This window comes from Brevundimonas sp. 2YAF1 (assembly GCF_052114745.1).
Taxonomy (GTDB): domain Bacteria; phylum Pseudomonadota; class Alphaproteobacteria; order Caulobacterales; family Caulobacteraceae; genus Brevundimonas.
Window position 1 is genome coordinate 344,993 of the sequence record NZ_JBFRFI010000001.1, and the last position, 19,729, is coordinate 364,721.

The following is a 19,729-nucleotide window of genomic DNA, read 5'->3' on the forward strand; positions in this document are numbered from 1 at the left end:
CCAATCAGACGTGGTAAACATCGATGATCTGGCGGATGTAGTCGTTCTTCAGAACGATCTTCTTCCGCGTGATCAGCGGCGACGGCCCGCGGACATCCAGGCTGTAGTAGGACGTCCCGAAGAAGGTCAGGGTGTCCTTGTACCTGTGGCTGAGCGTGAACCAGTTGAAGCGGATATCGAGCTCGCCGTCGCGCTCCTCCGTGATCTCCACATTGGAGATGTTGTGGCTGGTTCGCGGCTCTGGCGTGCTGGCGCCGGACCGTTCGGTCTTGATGCGGAAGACCCGGTCCTCCAGCCCGTCGCGGTTGGGATAGTAGATCAGCGAGATATGCTGCTGGGGATCCTCGACCAGTTGATCGTCGTCGTCCCAGGCCGGCATCCAGTATTCGACCTGGGGTGAATAAAGGGCGATCCACTCGTCCCATTGACGGTCGTCAAGCAGCCGCGCTTCGCGATAGAGGAAGGCCTCGACCTCGGCGCGCGTCAGGCTGCGGTTCAGGGTCGCGGTCATGCGGCTGCCTCCAGAGCGGGCTTGGGCGCGGCCATGCCGCCATCACCGCCGCCATCGCGGTCAAGGGCCTCGATGAGCGTCTGGGCCCAGTATTCGTGCTGACGCACGAACAGGCCCTCGTCCTCGCTGCGATTGCCGCTGATCAACGGCTCAAGCCCCATCGCCTTCGCATTCTCATCGGCGCCTTCGACCCAGTGGACGGCGCCGCGGCTCAGGTCGTTCCAGAGCGCGCCCGCGCCGGTATAGGCGTTCTGACAGGCGCGGAATTCCTCCAGATCGTCGGGCGTGCCCATGCCGCTGACGTTGAAGAAGTCCTCGTACTGGCGGATGCGCAAGGCACGCTCCGCCGCCGCCTCGCCCTTGGGCGCGAAGCAGTAAATGCTGATCTCGGTCTGATCGACGCTGATCGGCCGAACGACCCGGATCTGGGTGGAGAACTGGTCCATCAGATAGACGTTGGGATAGAGGCCGAGATTGCGCGTTTGGCCCACGATCAGGTCGGCCCGTGCCTTGCCGAGGCGCTGCTCCAGTTCCTCGCGGTGGGCGTAGATCGGACGCACTTCCGGATTGAGCGTGTCGGTCCACAACAGGATGTGGCCGTTGTCGAAGCCGTAGACCCCGCCGACGCTCTTGGACCAGCCGTTGGCGTCCACCGTGCGGGTACCTTCGGCCTCGTAGTTCCGATGCCCCATGGTGGCGGAGTAGTTCCAGTGCACGGCGCTAACGTGATAGCCGTCGGCGCCGTTCTCCATCTGGAGCTTCCAGTTGCCGTCGTAGACATAGGTGGAGTTGCCGCGCAGCACTTCCAGCCCCTCGGCGGCCTGGTCGACGATCTGGTCGATGATTACTCGTGTCGAACCCAGGTGCTCATCCAGCGGCTTCACATCTGGATTGACGCTGCCGAACAGGAAGCCGCGGTAGTTCTCGAAACGGGCGACGCGCGTCAGGTCGTGGGAGCCTTCAGTGTTGAAGCTCTCCGGATAGTCGCCGGTCTTGCCGTCCTTCACCTTCAAAAGCTTGCCCGTATTGCTGAAGGTCCAGCCATGGAAGGGACAGGTGAAGCTGCCCTTGTTGCCGTGCTTGCGCCGGCACAGGGTGGCCCCCCGATGGGCGCAGGCGTTGATCACGGCGTGCAACTCGCCGCCCTTATCCCGCGTGACCACGACCGGCTGACGGCCGATCCAGGTGGTGAAATAGTCGTTCGGTTCAGGGATCTGACTCTCGTGGGCCAGAAAGACCCAGTTGCCCTCGAAGATGTGCTTCATCTCCAGCTCGAACAGTTCAGCGTCGGTGAAAACGTCGCGACGGCACCGGAACAGGCCCTGTTCCGGGTTCTCGACGACAGCGGTTTCAAGGCGTTCGCGCAGGGTCTGCTTCATTGTGATTTCCTCATCTGATCGCCGCTCTCAAGCGGCGACGCGCGTGCGCTCGGACAGGACTTGATCGTTCTCGCCGACCGCCATCTGCAGTTCGAAATCAAACGATACGGTCACGGTGTCGCCCTGACGGTTCGGCATGGGCAGAAGCCCTTCCCGAGTCGCGAAGGCGAAGTCGTCGTTGGCGAAGGGATCGTCGCCGAAATTGATCTGGGTGGTCAGTTGCCGATAGCCCGGCGCCTCGATGAAGAAGTGGACGTGGGGCGGGCGCTTGCCGTGGCGCCCGACCGCCTGCATCAGGCGATCCGTCGCGCCCTGCGGCGGAACGGCGTAACCTTCCGGCATCTTGGAGTGGAAGGCGTATGCGCCGTCGTCGCCCAGCTTGATTCGCGCCCGGTTGTTGAACGGGGTCTGCTCCGTGGTCGGGTCGAAGTGGGAGTACCAACCCTTCGAGTTGGCGTGCCAGACATGGACGATCGCATCCTTCACCGGCTCGCCGTCGGGTCCACGGACCGTGCCGTACATACGAAGAGTCGAGGTGTCGTCGGCGTCCTTGGACAGATTGACCTCGCCCTCGACCAGCGGCGCCCCGGCGACATAGAGGGGGCCTTCGATGGTGCGCGGCGTTCCGCCGGCGCGGCCGACCTCGGCGTCCTTGGCGTCCAGATAGAGGTCCATGAAGTGCTCAAGGCCCGTGCCGGGGATCAGCAGCCCGAACTCGGGCGCAGCGCCGGACAGGTAGTTCACGCCACCCCAGAACTCGTCCTCGCTGATGTCGTAGCGGACGATGACCTCGGCCACCGCCTGGGTGAGGTCACGAACGATGGCCTTCAGGCGCGCATCGCCGCCTTCGCGGTCAAGGCCGGCCGCACGGTCGAGCAGAGCCTGAACAGGAGCGGATTTGACGAAATCGGTGTGCATTCGAATGTCTCCCTTGAGAATATGGCGCCGCTATTTCAGCGGTCATTCTGTCGATGAGATCGCGTTTCGTCCCACATCCGCCCGCCGCAAAACTCCGACACGGACGGGTCGAAGCGTTTGCCCTGGGTATCGAACAGCACCGTCTTGACCACGCATTTGGCGAAGTGATTGCCCTTTACGGCGAGGATGCAGGGTCGACATCATCCGCAGAGTGCTAATCTCCCCCCGGATCGAAATCCAAAACCGATGCGGTCTTCTATTATACCTTTGAGACACATTCCGCTCATGCCGACGTCACTCGATCATGCACGGATCGGGCCTGGTGACGCCGGTAGCAGCGGGCGTGAATGATCGCGATGCACGTCCTCAAGAGGCGGAAGAGGTTCACGATGAACGTCGCCGCGCCCGCCGTTTCCTTCGAGCGAACGGCGCTCTTGTCGGACGGTTTGACAGACCGCCCAACAAGGCCTGCTATGGCGGTCAGCGGGCCCTTTCCGTCGGTCGGCGCGGCGCTTCGGCGGAGGACGTAGAATGGAACTCAGACAGCTTCGTTATTTCGTCGCCGTCGCCCGCACCCGCAATGTGAGCCGCGCCGCAGAAGAACTGCACATCGCCCAACCGCCGCTCAGCCGCCAGATTCAGAACCTGGAGGCGGAACTGGGGGTCAAGCTGCTGGATCGCAGCGCCCGTCCGCTGCAACTGACCGAGGCGGGCCGCTTCTTCTATGGCCAGGCGCTGCAGATCCTCGGGCGTCTGGCGCAGTTGAAGGAGCAGACCCAGGAAATCGGCGCCACCGGCCGGACCCGCTTCGTCATCGGCTGCGTCGCCTCCAGCCTGTATGGCGGCACGCCCGACCTCATCCGCCGGATGCGGGCGCGCTGGCCCCACCTGCAGATCGAAATCCTCGAGATGATGTCCAGCGAGCAGATCACGGCCCTGAAGGAAGGGCGTATCGACCTCGGTTTCGGTCGAGTCCGCCTTACCGACCCCGCCATCGCGCGGGTTCGCTTGCGGGAAGAAGCGCTGGTTCTCGCCCTTCCGGCGGAGCATCCGCTCGCCAGCACCAGCGACCCGGTCGAGTGGTCGGTCCTGACCGAAGAAACCCTGATCCTCTACCCGTCCCAGCCTCGCCCGAGTTTCGCGGACGAAGTGCTGTCGCTTTTGGCGGACGCCGGCATCTCGCCAGCGGCGACGCGCGAGGTCCGTGAACTCCAGACCGCCATGGGCCTCGTGGCCTCGGGCCTCGGGGTCGCGGTCGTCCCTGCGTCCGCGCATCGGCTGCGCAGCAGCGACGTGGTCTTCCGCCCGATCAATGACCCCAAGGCCGTCTCGCCCATCATCATGAGCTATCGCGTCAATGACGCCAGCGGCCGGATTGATGATATCAAGGACCTCATCGAACAGATGTACGCCGCGAACCCCGCTTGGCTCGCGCTGTCGGAATCCCGCATCAACCTCCGGGGGTGAATGGATCGCGGAGCGGAGCAATGAACGCCGACGTCGGTTGGGTTTCCACGAACCAACTCCTTCGCCTGTTTACAGGGAAATACAGAGAATCGCAGCGTTCTGGCCTGGCCTCCGAAAGGAGGGAGCGCCGCGCAAACCCAAGCCGCCCGCGCGGCCGCCGCAGACGGGGCCCGAAGCTTGGAGCGGCTCACAGGGGGGGGGCAGTCTCACCGCCCTCAGCGGGATCGAACGCCTCAAGGCCGCGGCGTCGCCGGGCTCTCGCCAATGGGCGCTGGCCCAAGCCGCCGCCAACGAATCGGTTCACGCCAAAGTCCGCAAGATGCGCCATCGGGAAGCCGCCGCCCCGACCCGCGCGGCGCCCCTGGCCGACCTCGACTAAAGGGGGATCTGCCCGAGGGACAGGCTGGCTGAGGTTCGCGCCGAGACGGACTCTCCCTTCCTGCTGATGTTGGCTCAGTAGCGTCGCCGAGCCGACACCTTTTTTCCTCCGGTGCCCCTGCCGTCCCATGACGTCGCCGTCGCCAATGCCGTGCCGGGGTTGCAACGCGGCCCCGTCGCTCATGAAGGGGCGCGCAGAAGAACGCTGATCGTCATGATAAAGCCAAGCTACGAGATTACTGTCAAGCTTGACTTCGTCTCTCGAAGAAGACGCCTCCAGTGATTTAAGGGCCTAGCTTTTTATATGAAATCTCGTTTCCGAGTTTGCGTGACCCTGGGTGCGGCGATCGTGGCATCGTCCCTTACAGCCTGCAACAAGGTCGACGCGCCGCCCGCCGCCGAAGAGGCGGAAGCCAACGCCGACGCCTTGCTCACTGCGATCAATGACGGTCTCGCGCGCATGAATTACGGTGAAGCCGCCCGCCTGGCGACCGACGCCCAGAGCCGTTTCCCCGGCGACCAACGGGTCCACGCCGCCGCCGCCCGCGCTCAGGCGCGCCTCGGCGACGCCGAAGCGTCCGCTGCGGCGCTGGACCGCGCGATCGCCGCCGGGCTTCCCCACGTGGCCGACGTACTGGCGGAGCCGGCCTTCGACACCGTGCGCGGCCACCGCGCCTTCGCTCCCTATCGCGCGCGCCTCGCCGCATCGGGCTCTGCGCTCACCCGCCCCACCAGCCACATCCGCGCCGGCGACGTGGAAATCATCGAAAGCGCCGACGGCGACGTCATCCGCGCCGGCGACGTCGTTCTCGACACCCGTCACTAAGAGTTCCCCATGACCTTCAAAATCTCTTGCGCCGCCGCCATGGCCTTGGCGGCGGTCAGCACCGCCGCGCTCGCGCAAGCCAATACAATCGTTTCCGGCAGCGGCTCCGCCCCGGTCACGCGCGATACGAACGCCGTCCGCGCTCAGGCCGAAGCCTTGGCCAAGGCCGATTTGGTCCGCGCCTTCGCGCGTCAGGTCATCGGCGCTGAACGCCTGAGCGAACTCACCCCCGAAATGGTCAGCCAGTTGGCTACCCAGATCCGCAACGACATGATCGTGGATCGCTCGTCCGAACGGGTCGGCGCCGCCTTCAACGTCACCCTGTCGGCCAGCATTGACCGCGAATGGTTCCAACGCGGGCTGGATGATCTCGGCGTCGCCTCCTCTTCGCGCCGCGGCGGCAGGCAGCAGCAGCGCATCGTGGTGATGATCGACGAAGCCATCGGCGTCGCGCCGGACTTCAGCCAACCGGCCGAAATCGTCACCGAGTATGATCGCGACAGCGGCTCGTCCTTCAGCGACAAGTCGGCGCTGGCGTACGGCAATCGCGAACGCGCCGGTTCGTCGTCGTCCTCAGCGTCAGGCCAGTCCTCGCAAGGCCGATACGCTGGCGGCGCCAGCGGCGCGCGGGGTTCGGTCGCCGTCAGCGGGTCGGGCAGAAGCTCCAGCGCCCAACGCTCGCGTTCGTCGTCCGCTTCCTCCAGCGACACCTCGCTGATCAACCGCACCAACGTCGAGGCCAGCACCCACGACGACGTTCGCTTCCGTCAACGCATCACCTTCCAGTCCGCCGCCAGCAGCGCCACAGGGCGCGCCGCTGTCTCGGCCCTGACGGAAGGCCTAGTCAACTATGACATCGGCATTTCCAGCGTTGTGCCGCTGATGGCCAGCTTCCAACCCGGCCCGACGCCGCTGTTTTCGGAACTTCAATCCAGCGGCAAGCTGAGCCAATTCTTCCAGTATGCGCAGAGCCAGTCGGCGCCCTTCTTCATGTCGGGCGCGCTGGAGATCAATCATGGCGGTCGCCATCCCGCCACCGGCGAGGTGGAATGCACCGGAGCCTTCAATGCGGACGCCTACAGCACCGCCACCGGCCAGAACGTCGGCTCCGCCTTCCGTGAGGCGACCGGCACAGGCCGCAACAGCGCCGATTGCGAAAACCGCCTGACCACGGCTCTGGCCGGTCAGGTGGCGGCGGCGCTGGGCCCGCAGATCCAGCGCGAATGGCGCAACGTCAGCCGCGCCCAACCCTCGGCGATCCAATCCGCATCGGCCCCGGCCGAATACACCCTGACCGTGCGCGGCAATGATCTGAACATGGGGGTTCAGGCCGATCTTCTCGATGCGCTCGGCGCCATCCAAGGCGTCGATCAGCACGCCTTCCTCGGGCAGGACGCCAAACAGATCAACATTCACGTGCGCTATTCCGGCTCGACGCCCCTGCACCTCGCCCTGTTCCAGCGTCTGCGCGGCAATCCGAGCTTCGCCGCCATGCAGTCGCAGACCGCGCCACAGCACGTGATCCTCTGCCTGAACGGCTGCTGATGTCGCGCCTCGCTCCCCTTCTGCTGGCTGCAGTGATCGCCGCGCCGACGACCGCCGCCGCTGACGAAAGCGGCCTCCGGCTGTACCCGATCCGCGGTCTGTTCGGCCCGGCGGATTCCGCCTGCGGAAAATCGGGCCGCACCGACAATCTGATCTCGCCCGCCCTGTGCGACAAGCTCGAACCGATTGAGCGCCGTCAGTATTGGGGCGAACGGTTCAACGCCTTGATCGCCGATCGCTTTGGTTCAGATCAGGTGACGCGCGACCTGTCAGCGCTGCCGCCCGCGGGCATGACGCGCGAAACCCTGATATCGCGCACCCTCGTCGCATCGCTGCATGTTTCGCGAGCCGACCTGTGGGTTGTGCCCAAGGCCAGCGTGGTCGAGACTCACATGCCCATCACCGTCACTCTGTTGATGACCAATGTGCTGACCGGCGAGGTCATGTTCGCCCATTCGGTCTCGACCAATGTCCAGGGATTGATGGAGCGCGCCGGCTATCAGGCCGAGGCCGCAGCCCAGTTTGACCGCCATTTCGACGCCGCCCTGGTGCGCCTGGTCGATGAAGCCAGGACCCGCTTCCAGCCCAACGCGGTCACGACCCAGGTCCGCAGCCGCAACGGCGATCTCTACGTCGTCGACGCCGGCTTGCAGAAGGGCCTGCGCCCCGGCGACCAGATCGGCGCCGACGCCCGCGTGGTGTTCGCCGACGCCCACTACGCCGTGGTCGCGCCAGCCCTGGATGCGCTCAGCGTCGGACAGACCCTGTCGCGTTATGTGGCCCAACCCCTCGACGCCCTGAGCCGGCCCTCGGTGCTGGTCGTGGTGGCTGACACGGCGCCCGATATGCCGCGCGGCTACGCCGCCGTCATCATGGAAGAAGCCTTGTCCGCTGCGGGCGGCTTCGCTCTCGTGCAGATCAACCCGGCCGCCTCGGCCATCCGCGCGCCCCAACTGACGGCGGCCGGCGTGGAAAGTCGCCCGCCCGCCCTGCCGGACTACTTCCTTCGCGTCACCGTCGCCCCGCTGGAGCCCGTCCAGGCCGCCACCAACGTGCGCAACGTCGACCGCCGCGTGCAGGACGCTCGCGTCTTCCTGGAGGTCATCGACCATGACGGCCGCGCCGTCTTCGCTGTCGAAGGCAAGGACCAGCAGATCGACGAAATCGCAGACGGCATGGCCCCCTCCACGGCCCAGCGCCGCGACGTGGCCGTCCGGAACGCCATGAAGCGCGCCGCTGAAGCGCTCAAGTCCGGCTTCACGCCGTCCCGCGTACGGTTGGCTGTCGCTTCAGCCGATGACGGGGAAGTCACGATCGCCGACCCAACCGGCGCGCTCGGCATCGGTCAGGACGCTCATGTGGTGCGCTCCATCGGCCGCGTTTCAGGCATTCAAGGGGATGTCTGGATGCCAGTCGCATCTCTGGAAGTGACCGGTTTCGGCGACGGAATCGCCACGGCGCGTCAATCCGGCGTCGAGATCGCCAAAGTTCGGCGAGGCGATCAGGTGGCCCACGACACGATCGGCTCCCTGTCGGCTTCGCGTTTCCGCTATGGCCAATGCGCCACAGCCGCCGGCGATCCCGTCGTCGTTTTCCGCGGGGCGGAACAGCCGCTGTTCCGCGCCCTCAGCTTCAACCGCTTGGCCGCGGGCTTCCCGGGCGCGGTTCACGCGACGCGCTTTGGCGACGAAGCAGCCCCCCTGGCCCTCACCTCCATCGCGCCCGAATACCGCGAGGTGAAGGCGCTGACAGTGCGGCCCGCCGACCTGTGCTTCGAAGCCGTCCACAATCTGACCCACACCGGCCAGAAGCGGTCGGGCCAGACCTTCGTCCAGAACACCTATGATCTGACGGTGGGCTATGTGCTGAAACGGAACGACCAAAGGGTCGGCGCTCAGGGGCTGCAACAGACGCTTGCCGCCACGGCCGTCCCTGCGGACGCCGACGCCACGCATCAGACCCTGTCTGTTCAGATCGATCTGGCCGATTTCGCCTCAGACCTCGCCTTACGCGCGGCCAAGGCCTTGAACCCCAATCCCTAACCGTCTCTGCAACTGGAGCTTCTCATGAAGACCTTGTCTCTTTTGGCTGTCGCTCTGACCGGCGCCCTGGCCGTCTCCGGCTACGCCTCCTCCGCTCATGCCCAACTGGGCGGACTGCGCAAGCTGGTGCCCGGCGGCGCTCAGTCCGGCCCCTCCGCTGGCGATCCCGACGCCTTCCTGAGCGAGACCGTCGAGACCACTAAACTCGTCTGGAGCGCCGCTTCGCTTCTCGCGAACGCCGTCGCCGAAGACGGCAAGCAAGACGAAGCCCGAGCGCAGCTCGCGGCGATCCAGGGCGCTTCGTCGCTCCGTGAGCTTCAGACTCAAAAGGCAAACTTCGAGGCCAACGTCGCGGCCGTGAACGCCAACGTGGCGGATGCGGCGACCTTCCAGGCGAAATACGACAACGCCAGCGAGCAGCAACGCACGATGATGCTGAACGCCGCCTACAACTTCACCATCGGCATGATGCGCAACGTCCAACTGGCCCAACAGGCGCCGGACCTCATCACCGGCCTGCAGTCCAATCCCATGCACATCACCAAGCTGGGCAGCCTGCGCGCCGCCGCCGGCCTGCTCGGCGACCAAGTCCAGAGCACCCGCTCCATGGTCGGCCCCATGCGCACCCTGCTCAGCCGCGGCGGCGTCGAAGTGCCCGCCAACGCCACGGCCTCGAGCGCCAAGCCGATCGAACTCTGAGCCTTTGAAAAGCGGCCGAACACAGCGCGCCTCGCGCGTGTTCAGCCGCCCCTCATCGACAACCGATCTGATCGCGATCAGTCTAGCGGGCTCCGAACGGATTGGCCGTCATCCCCGCCGCCATCCTTGATCCGCCCCACACGGCGGCTTCTCCGATGGTCCCGGCGCTTGTGGGTCCCGGTCCGCTTATCCCGGCGTTCCGGCCGCCGCTGGCGGCGCCTCGAGCGAAGCGGCGGCGATGACGCCCCTAAAGGTCTCCAACACCTCAAAATGATCAGTGGCTAAGAATTACTCGATGGGCTGTCGAGACAGCAGGCGTTCCAGGAACCCCGCCGCGATAACCAACAACCAAGGCGTCGTCGCCATAAGGGGGTCACCATCGCCAACTCGCGCACCAATCTCTCGCGCTCGATATGGTCGGCGCCGGCCACCTCCTTCCACCGTATCGGGTTTGACAAGATCGGCGGGCCGCTATCTCCCCCTGGCTATAGCCGCGCTCGCGCAGCGCGCCGACGACGCGGGCCAGGTTTTCGACCAGGCTCTGCAGCGGACGGATCGACGGCCATTGTGCGTTGGGCGGCCGTATTCAGGATCGCCGAGCTTCACGGTGCGTGCCGGTCGAAGCGCGTCGAGCCGGGCTTGGTACCAGGCTGGATCCATGAATATCTCCATCGCCGATGGCTCCGAATACCGGCTCCTCCCCGTGCTCGGCTTGTCCCGCAAGGCGGCCCCTCGTCACATTGGCCAGAACGCCACAGCACCACGACCCGAGGACAACAATTATCCGCAGCCACCGACCGGTAAGGTTACTATTCGCCCATGAGGGGAAAATTTCATAAATAACTGACGACTAGCTCGAAAAAAAATGGCGTTTCGACGTTATTCGACGTTGCCATCTCGCCGTTACGCCGGTAACGCTTTCTTAACCTTTTGGTTGAAGGGGGGCGTCGCGAGCAAAGACTCATTCAGCACACACCCTTCGGAAGGTCGCGTGAGTAGCGGCGTTTTTGCGCCGTCAACCGAACATTTTTTCGAAGGGACACATCATGAAGAAGCTGTTTATGGCCGCCATGGCCACCACCCTGTTCGCCACCCCGGTCTTGGCTGAGTCGAGCGACACCGCGACCATCGCCATGACGGGCACGGTCGAGCAGATCTGCACCGTTGTGCCGCAAGCGGGCTTGGCAGGCGGCAACGCCGGCGCTTCGACGCCGTATTCGGTCAGCGGCGACAACGTCACCACCAGCTGGCAGTTCGCGATCGCCAACACGACCGATCCGACCCAAGCCACCATCGGCGACACAAGCCAGCGGTTCTTCTCGGTCGGCTTCAAGACCTTCTGCAACGACGACTTCACGTGGACGACGACCGCCACCAACGGCGCCATGCTCAACAGCAGCACCGCGCCTGCCGGCTTCACCAACAGCCTCGACTATACGCTCGCCATCAAGCAAATCGGGACCGGGGCTGGCACGCAACAGAACGGCGTGAACCTGGCGGCTGGCGGCTCCGGCGTGTTCCAAAGCGACGCCTTCGAGGGCACGTCGCAACTCGACATCAACGTCCCGGCAAGCACGACGCCGCCGATCGCTGGCGATTTCGTGGAAACCCTGACCCTGACCTTCGTGGCTGACGCCAGCTAAGGTTGACGCCATCTTCGGGAGGGCGTCGCTGCGGCGCCTTCCCGAACGACGTCTGCGTCTTGCGTCATTGTTAACGCGTTTGTCTCTATGCTGAACTGAGCAGCGGCTCTCAGTATATTACGCGACATGCAGCGGCTGTGAATTCGGGGGAATTCGTGAAGTTAATTTCTCGCGGCGTTCTGTTGCTGAGCTGCCTGATCTGGACCGTCTGGCCTGCGCTTGCAGTCGCCAGCCTCCGCGTTAATCCGTTGGTCGTCTACCTCACTCCGAGTTCCTCCTCGGCGGTCGTCGAACTGACCAATGTCACCGACATCGACCTGCCGTTCGAGGTCACGGTGATGAAACGCGTCGTCGTGGATGGCGAAGAACAGCAGATTCCGGCCGAAGATGACTTCGCCATTTTCCCCTACCAGACGATCATTCCCACCGGCTCATCGCAGACGTTGCGCATGCAATGGCTGGTCGGCCAGGCCCCGCCGACATCCGAATCCTATTATGTCTACGTCACCCAAGTTCCGGCCCAGATCACGCCCGGCGTGAGCGGCGTTCGGATCAACTACCAGTTCGGCATCTCCGTTCATGTGGTTCCGCCTGGGACGCAGCCGGACATTCAGATCACCGCGTCTCGCCCGGCCGAAAAAGACGGCGTCCGCGGCGTGGAGATTGATGTCCGCAACGTGGGATCCCGTTTTGCGCGTATGTCGGAACAGGAACTGATCGTGGATGGTGGTCCTACGATGGACCGCGCCGCGCTGAAAAAGGCGATCGGCGTCGGCTTCCTCCTGCCGGGCCAGACCAACACCTTCTTTATTCCCCGCGATGGCGCCGTCCCGGACGCGGCGGCGATGAGGCTGCGGCATCTTGGCCCGGTCTAGCTCGCGGCATATGATCGCCCTTGGCGTTGCGGCGTCGCTACTGGCCGTTTCTCCGGCGAACTCCGAGGTCCTTGACCAAGACATCGCCCCGCCGCAGCGCCTCGTGCCTATCACTGTTCCGGTTTTCGACGGCGATCGGCCGATCGGCACCGTGTCGGCAAGGGTCAACGGAACGGGCGCCTATCGGATATCGGCTGCGGCGCTTATCCCCATCCTTCGGCCGGTCTATTCCGCTGAAGAGTTCGCGCTCCTCGAGCCTCAAGTCGCCACGCTCGGAGAAATCGGCCCGGAAGAGGCCGCAAGACTAGGCCTGCCCATCCGGTTTGACGCTCAGAAGGCGGCCCTGCGACTCGATGTGCCGGCGAACCAGCGAGGACGCACGGAGATCGCTCTGGCCGCCCCTGGTCGAGTGCCTGAACCCGATCGCTCGCGTCAGACGCCTAGAGATTTCACCGCCTATCTGAACACGAACATCTCGGTCGTCGACAATCCTGCCTTCAGCGGCAGCCGCACCAGCGGCGCTGTCCTGTTCGAGGGCGCCGTGCGATGGGGCGGTTTTGCGATCGAGAATTCCTCAGTGCTTGCCACCGGGGGACACGAAGACGGATCGCTCAGCCGCCAGTTCACCCGCGTGACCCGCGACTTCCCGATAGCAGGCGTTCGCGTCTCCGCCGGCGACCTGTTCAGCACATCGCGCGGGTTTATAGGCTCGGTCGACGTGCTGGGCGTATCCGCCGTACGAAACGTCGAAACCTTCGATCCCTTCCAGTCCTCGCGTCCGACGGGGCGGCAGTCTTTCATCCTGAATGAAGCCTCGAACGTCGATATCATCGTCAACGGCGCGGTCCTCAGGCAGGTGCGCCTGCCCGCCGGCAATTATGACCTAACCAATTTCCCTCTGACTGACGGGGCCAACGACGTCCGCATCGAAGCCAGAAACGATCTGGGCCAGACTACCGCCTTCAACTTCACCAGCTTTTTCGATTCCAATCTTCTTCGCACGGGGCTCAGTCAGTGGGATTTCACCGCCGGCGTTGCGGCGACGCGGCTGTCTCGACGGATCGAATATGATTTCAACGACGCCCTCGTGTCCGGATTTTATCGTCGCGGCATCTCTGACGCGCTGACGCTGGGGATCAGCGGGCGGTATTTTCGCGATCAGTGGCTGATCGGCGGCGAGGCGACGGGCGCCACCGCCCTGGGCCGCTTCTCGACCGACATCTCGATCAGCCAGAGCGCCGGAAACACCGGCTTTGCCGTACTGATGACCGCACAGCCCGAACTTCCCGACGCTTGGGAAGCGCGGAACCGCCAAATCGACGGCTTCATCGAATACCGATCATCTGAGTACGGCGACAATGCGCTGTTTAACCTGGGCGAGACCTTCCGCACCGCCATCCGTTATGGCGACTCCTTCGGGTTCGAGCGCTACAACTTCACTGCCTCTCTGGGATATTCCCGGATCGGCAGAACGGGTCGGGAAGGTCCTGAGGCGTCTCTGTCGCTCGCCTACCGCTATCGCCCCGACGTCACATTGCGGGCCTCCACCGACTACCGGAGCGACGCGCAGGGCGAAGGCGAGGCGGCTGTGCGTTTCGGTCTATCCAAGTCGTTCGGATATAGCGGGCGCGCCTCCACCAGCTTCGATACGCGCGACAGTCGCTATCTCGCCGACTACGCCTTCAGCAACCAGTTTGGCGGCATCGGCACCCTGACCGGCAATGCTTCTGTCAGCGGCGCCGACAGCCAGGATGCTGTCGCGGACGGTTTTGTGAACTATACGGCGAACCGGTTCGAAGCCTCCGCCGGCTATTCCCAGGTGATCGAAGGCGAGCGTTCCTCTAGCGGAGGGCGCACGACGCTCAATCTCGCCTCAGGGCTAGCGTTCGCCGGCAATCAGTTTGCCGTGTCGCGCCCGATCCGGGACTCGTTCGCCATCGTCCGCGGACATCCGGCTCTGGAAGGGCGCACGATCGTCGTCTCCCCGGGCCGGGAGCGCCAGGGCGACCGGGCGCGGTCTGGCCCGCTCGGCCCGGCCGTAGTGTCCGACCTGGGATCCTATTCCATCGCGCGTCTGCCCTATGACGTGACCGATCTTCCGGTCGGCTACGACATCGGCGTGGGATCTATGGAGTTCTTCCCGCCCTATCGCTCCGGTTATCTGGTCGACATCGGCAGCGCCAGACTGGCCTCGGCGGTGGGGGTGGTCCTGGACAAGGACGGCGGGGCCCTGGGGCTGGCGGTCGGCTCCGCGTCCTCGACGACGGATCGGGGCTTCCTGCCGCAGCAGATATTCACGAACCGCGCAGGTCGTTTCAGCCTGTCGGGCCTCATCCAGGGCAATACCTATATCCTCGACTTCCCTGACAGGAAGCTCAAGGTTCAGATCACCATCCCGGCGGATGCGTCAGGATTCGTAAACGTCGGCGAGCAGATAGGAAGCGCAGACTGATGATGCATATCATGGCCATTCCAGTCGCCGTCGCCCTGAGCCTCGTTTCGGCCCAAGCTCATGCGGCGTGCCGGCTGAGCCTGGACCCGATCGAGACGGTCAATCTGATGGGGGCCGGCGGCGCGGCTTACGACGCCTTCGAACGCTCCACCTATCAGACCGATTTTTCCGTGATGATCCGCAACGACGGCGAGGACGACTGCAGCGGCTACCTTTCGCTGCAGAACGGCGACGGCCGGGCAGTTTTGCGGGGCTACGGCGGCGACACGCTCGATTACCGCCTCACCTCGTCAAGCGGACAGTCGGACCTGGTTAGCCCGCAGTCCGAAACACCCTCGCCGGCAAATGCAGTGCCCTTTTCCTTGACCCCGGGTCGCGTCCAGGTCCTCGGATTTTCCGTGAGGATTTCGCCGAACCAGATCGTGCCTTCAGGCGTATATGACACCACGCTGCTGGTGCGGGCGTTCGATACTGAGAACGGCATGCTTGTCGTGGAGCGCCCAGCGCGTCTGGCGACAACGGTCAGATCGGCCATGACCATCCTGCTGTTCGAGGGCGGCATTCCTGCTTCCAGCGCACGCGACGATGCCGGCGTTCGCACGCGGCAACTGGATTTCGACACACTTCAAGAGGGCGAACAAGCCAACCTTCGCGTGCTGGTTCAATCCAATGACGGATACGCCATCAGTTTCAGGTCTCTGAACGGCGGAGCGCTGTGGCACGAGAACCTGGGGCGCGCCTCCCAGATTCCCTATGCGGTCACCTTCGGCGGCGCCAAGGTGGCCCTGGGCACGGGCGAGACACGCACATCGTCCTTCCGCGCCACGGAAATGTCGGGAGCGACCGATACCCTGAACGTCCGCATCGGTCGAATCGGCGCAGCGCGCGCCGGCCGCTATTCCGACGAGATCACCATTCGCGTCGTGCCTGAAGGTTAGCCGCCGGTTACGATGCGGAAGCTCAACTGGGGCGGCGTCTCCACCGCATCCTCGGATAGCTTCCGCAACATAACGGTTTCACGACGCGACACCGCCGTGGGGTAACGTCGCACGACCGATTCCGATTGCGCGTCCATCGCGATTTCCTGACCGTCCAGAACCAAGACATAGCCCTGAGCGCCCTCGCCAACGAGGCTGGCGTAAAGCGTCGCTCCGTCTGACACGTTGCAGAACACCGCCAGCTCGGATGACAGGGCTGCGCCACCGGACATCGTCTTGACGGTGCAGATGGGCTGCACGCTCCCCTCGAAGCGCGCGGACTGCGCCGAAGCGCCGCTAGCCAAAACGCTCACGGCAACAGCGGCGGCTATCCGCATTGTTCGGGAATTCATCAGCAGGCTCCGAGCTATCGCCTGTAGAATGCTCCTCTAGGCTTAAGGATCTATTGCCCGCCCAACGCTCGCGCCCCCAACCGGCCCTTGGACAATCACGGATGCGCCGCCATGCTCTCAAGCTCTGCCAAGCGAAACGGGGTGACGGTGGCGCCGCACCTGCTGGAGACACGTTCGCATTGGACTGGCAGCACCGCCACGCCGTCAGTCGCTGACTGACGATTGCCCCCGCCCTGCTGTGGCTCGGGGGGTGCAAATCGGCTCAGCGTAGGGTCTGGACATTGGCTCGTTGCTTCGAAGCAGATTCCAATAGTCCCCGCGACCAAGCCTCCTTGCGGCAGTCTTTCCGCTAATTCCTAACGATGAACCATTGTCAGAACGCCCGCGACACGCCGATGTCGGCAGCCACCCGACGATAGTCGTAAATTCCAACCGTAGAATCGTTACGCTCTAGGGCGATGCGGACAGTCGGAGCGAAACCGTAAGCCGTCAGGGAGCGGAAAGTCATGCCGAGGCGGCCCGTGGCGAGCCACTCGCGACGCCTATCGGGAAAGAGAAACAGCCGTTCGTCACCTTCTGTACGGCGCAGGCCCGCCGAGATAAAGGCCGTCCCCCATCGCGTCTCGCGCCACCCTCCCAGGGTCAGCCCCCCCGCCCAGGTCGCATAGCCGGGATCGACAGCGCCTTGTCGGGTGATCGAGGCAGAAGCGGAGACGCCCGAGCGCGCGTCCAGCGCCCGCTCATAGGCCGCCGACAAGTCGTAGATGTTTCCATCCTGGAGGGCGTTGGTGTCGTATCGAGCGTCGCTGACGCTGTATGAGGTGATCAGCTGCGATCGTGCGTCCATCGCCCGCACCCAGTCGAACGCCAACGCCGACGTTTGAGCGGAGGGCTCGTTTCCGAACCAGCGCCAGGTCTGGCCGACCGAAGCGGTGAAGCGGTTGCGTTCGCCCCGCCGCTCCACGCCCAGAAGCGCCGAGGCGGAGACATCATTAAACTGACTCTGCCGATAGACGCTGCCCTGCACGGCCCCGCGCGGAAGGACCGACCACCCCTCTGCCATGGGTATCCGCCCAAAGACCTGAGCCATGCTGCGAAGCCCGGCTCCGGAGCGCGCCCGCGCATCGTCAGACAGGGTCAAGGGCGCGATGACCGTGTCCAGGGTCCGGGCTTCAGTCGCGCGATTGATGTTGCTGTCGGGGGCGACGGCGAATTCGAAGACGCCCCCGATGCGCTTTTCGCTGCGCAGGGCCCGGGCGAAATGATCGACCATGGCGGCGGCCTCTTCCGGCACGCCCGAGGCCCGGGCCTGACGCAGTTCGCGCCGCGCGTCCTTCTCACGTCCCAAGGCGGCCAGCATCCGCGCCAACTCCAGCCGGGCCACCAGCACGTCCGGTTTTTCGTCCAGCAGGGCGCGGAACATCACCGCAGCTTCGGAATATCGGCCCATGTCAGCCAGCAGGAGCCCGTGCCGATAGCGCGCCTCGGCCCGAATATCGGCGTCGGCGTCCCTGGCGAGCGCCTCGTAAATGACGAGAGCGTCCACGGCCTGACCCACCGCCATTCGGGCATCGGCCAGCGCGAAGAGTTGGGCGGCGCGGACCCCCTCCACCACGTCCTGCGACCTGACGGCGCCAGGGGCGGCGGCGATCAAGGCTGCTGCGGCTAGCCCCCAGCAAGCCTTACGATGCCAGCGGACGCTTCGCCCGCCTCCTTTCGGCGTCACTTACGACGCGCCACGGTCACGCCGTTGATAACCAGCCCTCCGGCCTGCACGCGCCCGGGTGCATAGATGTGGAAATCGCCCGCCAGTTCTTCTCCGGTCGGGCCGTAGAAGCGGGTGTTGATCTGGCCGATCTCCGCATTCCCTTCGATGATCGAGCCGGTGTTGCCATTCCAGAAGAGGCGCCCGCCGAATTCGTAACGACCGAAATCAAGCGGCTGTCCCTGCGTCTTGCCGTTCAGTACCAGGGCCCCCGTATAGGTTTGTTTTGAGAAATCCACGTCGAAGTTCGACGTGCCGCCCACATCGTACATGGCCCCGGTCGTCCGATTGGCTCCGGCGCCATAGACGCCCCCTTCGTAGCGGGCGCTGCCCGTGCGCCGGGTCAGCATGCTGTCGCGTGTCACCAGTCCGTAAACGAAGTGGTGCCGCTGAAGCTGAACTTCCGCGACTTCAACTACCTGGCTGGCCCACCGACCCAGGCCGACGTAGGTCAGCGCCAGTTCCGAGTTCGCCGATCCGAGCTTGTACAACTGGAGTTGCACCTCTCGATCGCCGAAGGTTTTCCTGTAGTGGACGAAGCTGGCGTCGTCGCCTGCGACAATGTCCCCAGAGGTGAAGGTGCCTCCTGCCATCGACGATAGGCCGGGGCCGAAGCTGAAGTTGCCATTAGTCCGATCATTGAACTGGCCGATCAACGGGATCTGCGACACGCTTCGAACAGCGTTCGAGGGGGTGGCCTTGCTGACCAAAAGGGCGCGTCCGCTCGCATAGAACAGTTGGGGGACCACGATTTCCGTCATCCGCAAGTTCACGCCAGCCGCCCCAGCACGCTGTCCCGTGAAGCTTCCGACGGCGGTCGCGCCGTCCGAGTTCGATGCGCTGAAACTGGCGCCCACCTCTTCGCTCTCCGGACCGAAGAAGCGCCCCGAGATATCGCCCGCCGTATTGGCCTTGGAAGATCCGACCGTAACATAGCCCGAGAAGGCGCCGTCACCGCTGCTCAGGCGGCGCATTTCGCTAGCCATACCCAATGGCCTACACCATAGACGACCCTAAGATCGGCCCGCACCATCTTCAAGCATAGTTTGTCTCGATGAGACGGATGGAGGACGATTAAATCGCCTGCGACAGGATGCAAGAGATCAGATTCTCGACGTTCAGCAGAATTTTTCTGCGCGAACAATAGATCATGACAGGAACTATTGTTTCCATAATAGAGATTTGGGAGCGCGGCATTTCTAGAGGGGTGGCAAAGCTCAGGTCCTTATCAATGGCTTGAGACCATCAATCCGGCCAGATAGCGGTTCGCCTTTTCAGCGCGCCTTCTCGCCGAGCGCCTTTGCAAGAAACAGTCCCGCTGCACCAACTCCAGCCGCCTGTAGCTCGTGCCGCCCTCCCTCGACCCAGAAAGTCTCGACCGGCACACCAACCTCGGCCAGAGAGGCGGCAGCCGCCTGCCCTTCGCCATAAGGAATCACGGTGTCCGCCGTGCCATGGACCAACAGGACGGGGGTCGGCGACGGCCGCCATGGCTTGGGACTGGCCAGCCGACCGGAAAAGCCCACAACGGCGCCTACCGGCCACCGGCCGGTCACGACGGCGTCGAGGGCCATGATCGTCCCCTGGGAGAAGCCCACTAGGGCGACCCGATCAAGCCGCTGTTCCAGGCCATGATCAGCGACCAATCCCTGGATCACGGCGTCAAGGTCCGCGCGCGCCGAAACGATGCGCTCGGCGCGATTGTCTGGCGTGACGCCGGCGACGCTGAACCACTGCCGCCCGGCGCCGCCTTGATCGAACGGGAAGGGACCGTTCGGAGCGGCGAAGGCGGCGCCGGGCAGAACTTTCGTCCAGACGTTCGCCAGTGGCGCTAGGGAGGCGCCGCTGCTGCCGACCCCGTGCAGGAAAATGACAAGGGAGTCGCTCATGTCGATCATG

General features: G+C 64.4%; 16 protein-coding genes. 9 read left to right on the forward strand and 7 right to left on the reverse strand.

What is annotated here, in order from left to right; genetic code table 11:
- Positions 1-4: 4 nt before the first annotated feature.
- From benB to AB4Y68_RS01640, 3 genes are read right to left on the reverse strand one after another with little or no spacing between them, the layout of a single operon-like run.
- On the reverse strand, positions 5-511 hold the full coding sequence (gene benB, locus AB4Y68_RS01630) for a benzoate 1,2-dioxygenase small subunit (RefSeq protein ID WP_441453463.1): 507 nt from the start codon (positions 509-511) through the stop codon (positions 5-7).
- Positions 508-1,890: a Rieske 2Fe-2S domain-containing protein gene (locus AB4Y68_RS01635; protein WP_441453465.1), complete on the reverse strand. Its 1,383-nt coding sequence runs from the start codon at positions 1,888-1,890 to the stop codon at positions 508-510. Before AB4Y68_RS01635 ends, benB begins: the two co-directional genes overlap by 4 nt.
- A gap of 27 nt (positions 1,891-1,917) precedes the next feature.
- The gene (locus tag AB4Y68_RS01640) at positions 1,918-2,808 is read right to left on the reverse strand and encodes a dioxygenase family protein (RefSeq protein WP_441453467.1); all 891 of its coding nucleotides are present in this window, start codon (positions 2,806-2,808) and stop codon (positions 1,918-1,920) included.
- A 531-nt stretch (positions 2,809-3,339) separates the two neighbouring features.
- Here AB4Y68_RS01640 and AB4Y68_RS01645 point away from each other — a divergent pair.
- From AB4Y68_RS01645 to AB4Y68_RS01685, 9 genes are all read left to right on the forward strand, one after another.
- Positions 3,340-4,275, forward strand: a complete 936-nt coding sequence (locus AB4Y68_RS01645) for a LysR family transcriptional regulator (RefSeq protein ID WP_441453469.1) — start codon at positions 3,340-3,342, stop codon at positions 4,273-4,275.
- Between the two features lie 727 nt (positions 4,276-5,002).
- Positions 5,003-5,479 carry a hypothetical protein gene (locus AB4Y68_RS01650; protein WP_441453471.1) on the forward strand — a complete coding sequence of 159 codons (477 nt, stop codon included), beginning with the start codon at positions 5,003-5,005 and terminating at the stop codon, positions 5,477-5,479.
- Between the two features lie 9 nt (positions 5,480-5,488).
- The gene (locus AB4Y68_RS01655; RefSeq protein ID WP_441453473.1) at positions 5,489-7,024 is read left to right on the forward strand and encodes a hypothetical protein; all 1,536 of its coding nucleotides are present in this window, start codon (positions 5,489-5,491) and stop codon (positions 7,022-7,024) included.
- Positions 7,024-9,066, forward strand: coding sequence for a hypothetical protein (locus tag AB4Y68_RS01660; RefSeq protein ID WP_441453474.1), 2,043 nt, complete (start codon positions 7,024-7,026; stop codon positions 9,064-9,066). Before AB4Y68_RS01655 ends, AB4Y68_RS01660 begins: the two co-directional genes overlap by 1 nt.
- A 24-nt stretch (positions 9,067-9,090) precedes the next feature.
- On the forward strand, positions 9,091-9,765 hold the full coding sequence (locus tag AB4Y68_RS01665) for a hypothetical protein (RefSeq protein WP_441453476.1): 675 nt from the start codon (positions 9,091-9,093) through the stop codon (positions 9,763-9,765).
- Between the two features lie 1,046 nt (positions 9,766-10,811).
- Positions 10,812-11,408 (forward strand): hypothetical protein, encoded by a 597-nt coding sequence (locus AB4Y68_RS01670; protein WP_441453478.1) that lies wholly within the window; start codon positions 10,812-10,814, stop codon positions 11,406-11,408.
- Between the two features lie 182 nt (positions 11,409-11,590).
- Positions 11,591-12,283, forward strand: a complete 693-nt coding sequence (locus tag AB4Y68_RS01675) for a fimbrial biogenesis chaperone (protein ID WP_441453480.1) — start codon at positions 11,591-11,593, stop codon at positions 12,281-12,283.
- A 10-nt stretch (positions 12,284-12,293) separates the two neighbouring features.
- Positions 12,294-14,735: a hypothetical protein gene (locus AB4Y68_RS01680; protein WP_441453481.1), complete on the forward strand. Its 2,442-nt coding sequence runs from the start codon at positions 12,294-12,296 to the stop codon at positions 14,733-14,735.
- Positions 14,735-15,673: a hypothetical protein gene (locus AB4Y68_RS01685; RefSeq protein ID WP_441453483.1), complete on the forward strand. Its 939-nt coding sequence runs from the start codon at positions 14,735-14,737 to the stop codon at positions 15,671-15,673. The genes AB4Y68_RS01680 and AB4Y68_RS01685 overlap by 1 nt, the downstream gene beginning before the upstream one ends.
- Here the strand turns inward: AB4Y68_RS01685 and AB4Y68_RS01690 are convergent.
- The 4 genes from AB4Y68_RS01690 to AB4Y68_RS01705 all read right to left on the reverse strand — a co-directional run bounded on the left by AB4Y68_RS01690 (position 15,670) and on the right by AB4Y68_RS01705 (position 19,728).
- Positions 15,670-16,050 (reverse strand): hypothetical protein, encoded by a 381-nt coding sequence (locus tag AB4Y68_RS01690; RefSeq protein WP_441453485.1) that lies wholly within the window; start codon positions 16,048-16,050, stop codon positions 15,670-15,672. The genes AB4Y68_RS01685 and AB4Y68_RS01690 overlap by 4 nt on opposite strands.
- A 388-nt stretch (positions 16,051-16,438) precedes the next feature.
- Positions 16,439-17,719 (reverse strand): surface lipoprotein assembly modifier, encoded by a 1,281-nt coding sequence (locus AB4Y68_RS01695; protein WP_441453487.1) that lies wholly within the window; start codon positions 17,717-17,719, stop codon positions 16,439-16,441.
- Between the two features lie 68 nt (positions 17,720-17,787).
- Positions 17,788-18,804, reverse strand: coding sequence for a transferrin-binding protein-like solute binding protein (locus AB4Y68_RS01700; RefSeq protein WP_441453489.1), 1,017 nt, complete (start codon positions 18,802-18,804; stop codon positions 17,788-17,790).
- A gap of 300 nt (positions 18,805-19,104) precedes the next feature.
- Positions 19,105-19,728, reverse strand: a complete 624-nt coding sequence (locus AB4Y68_RS01705; RefSeq protein WP_441453491.1) for an alpha/beta hydrolase — start codon at positions 19,726-19,728, stop codon at positions 19,105-19,107.
- Position 19,729 lies beyond the last annotated feature (1 nt).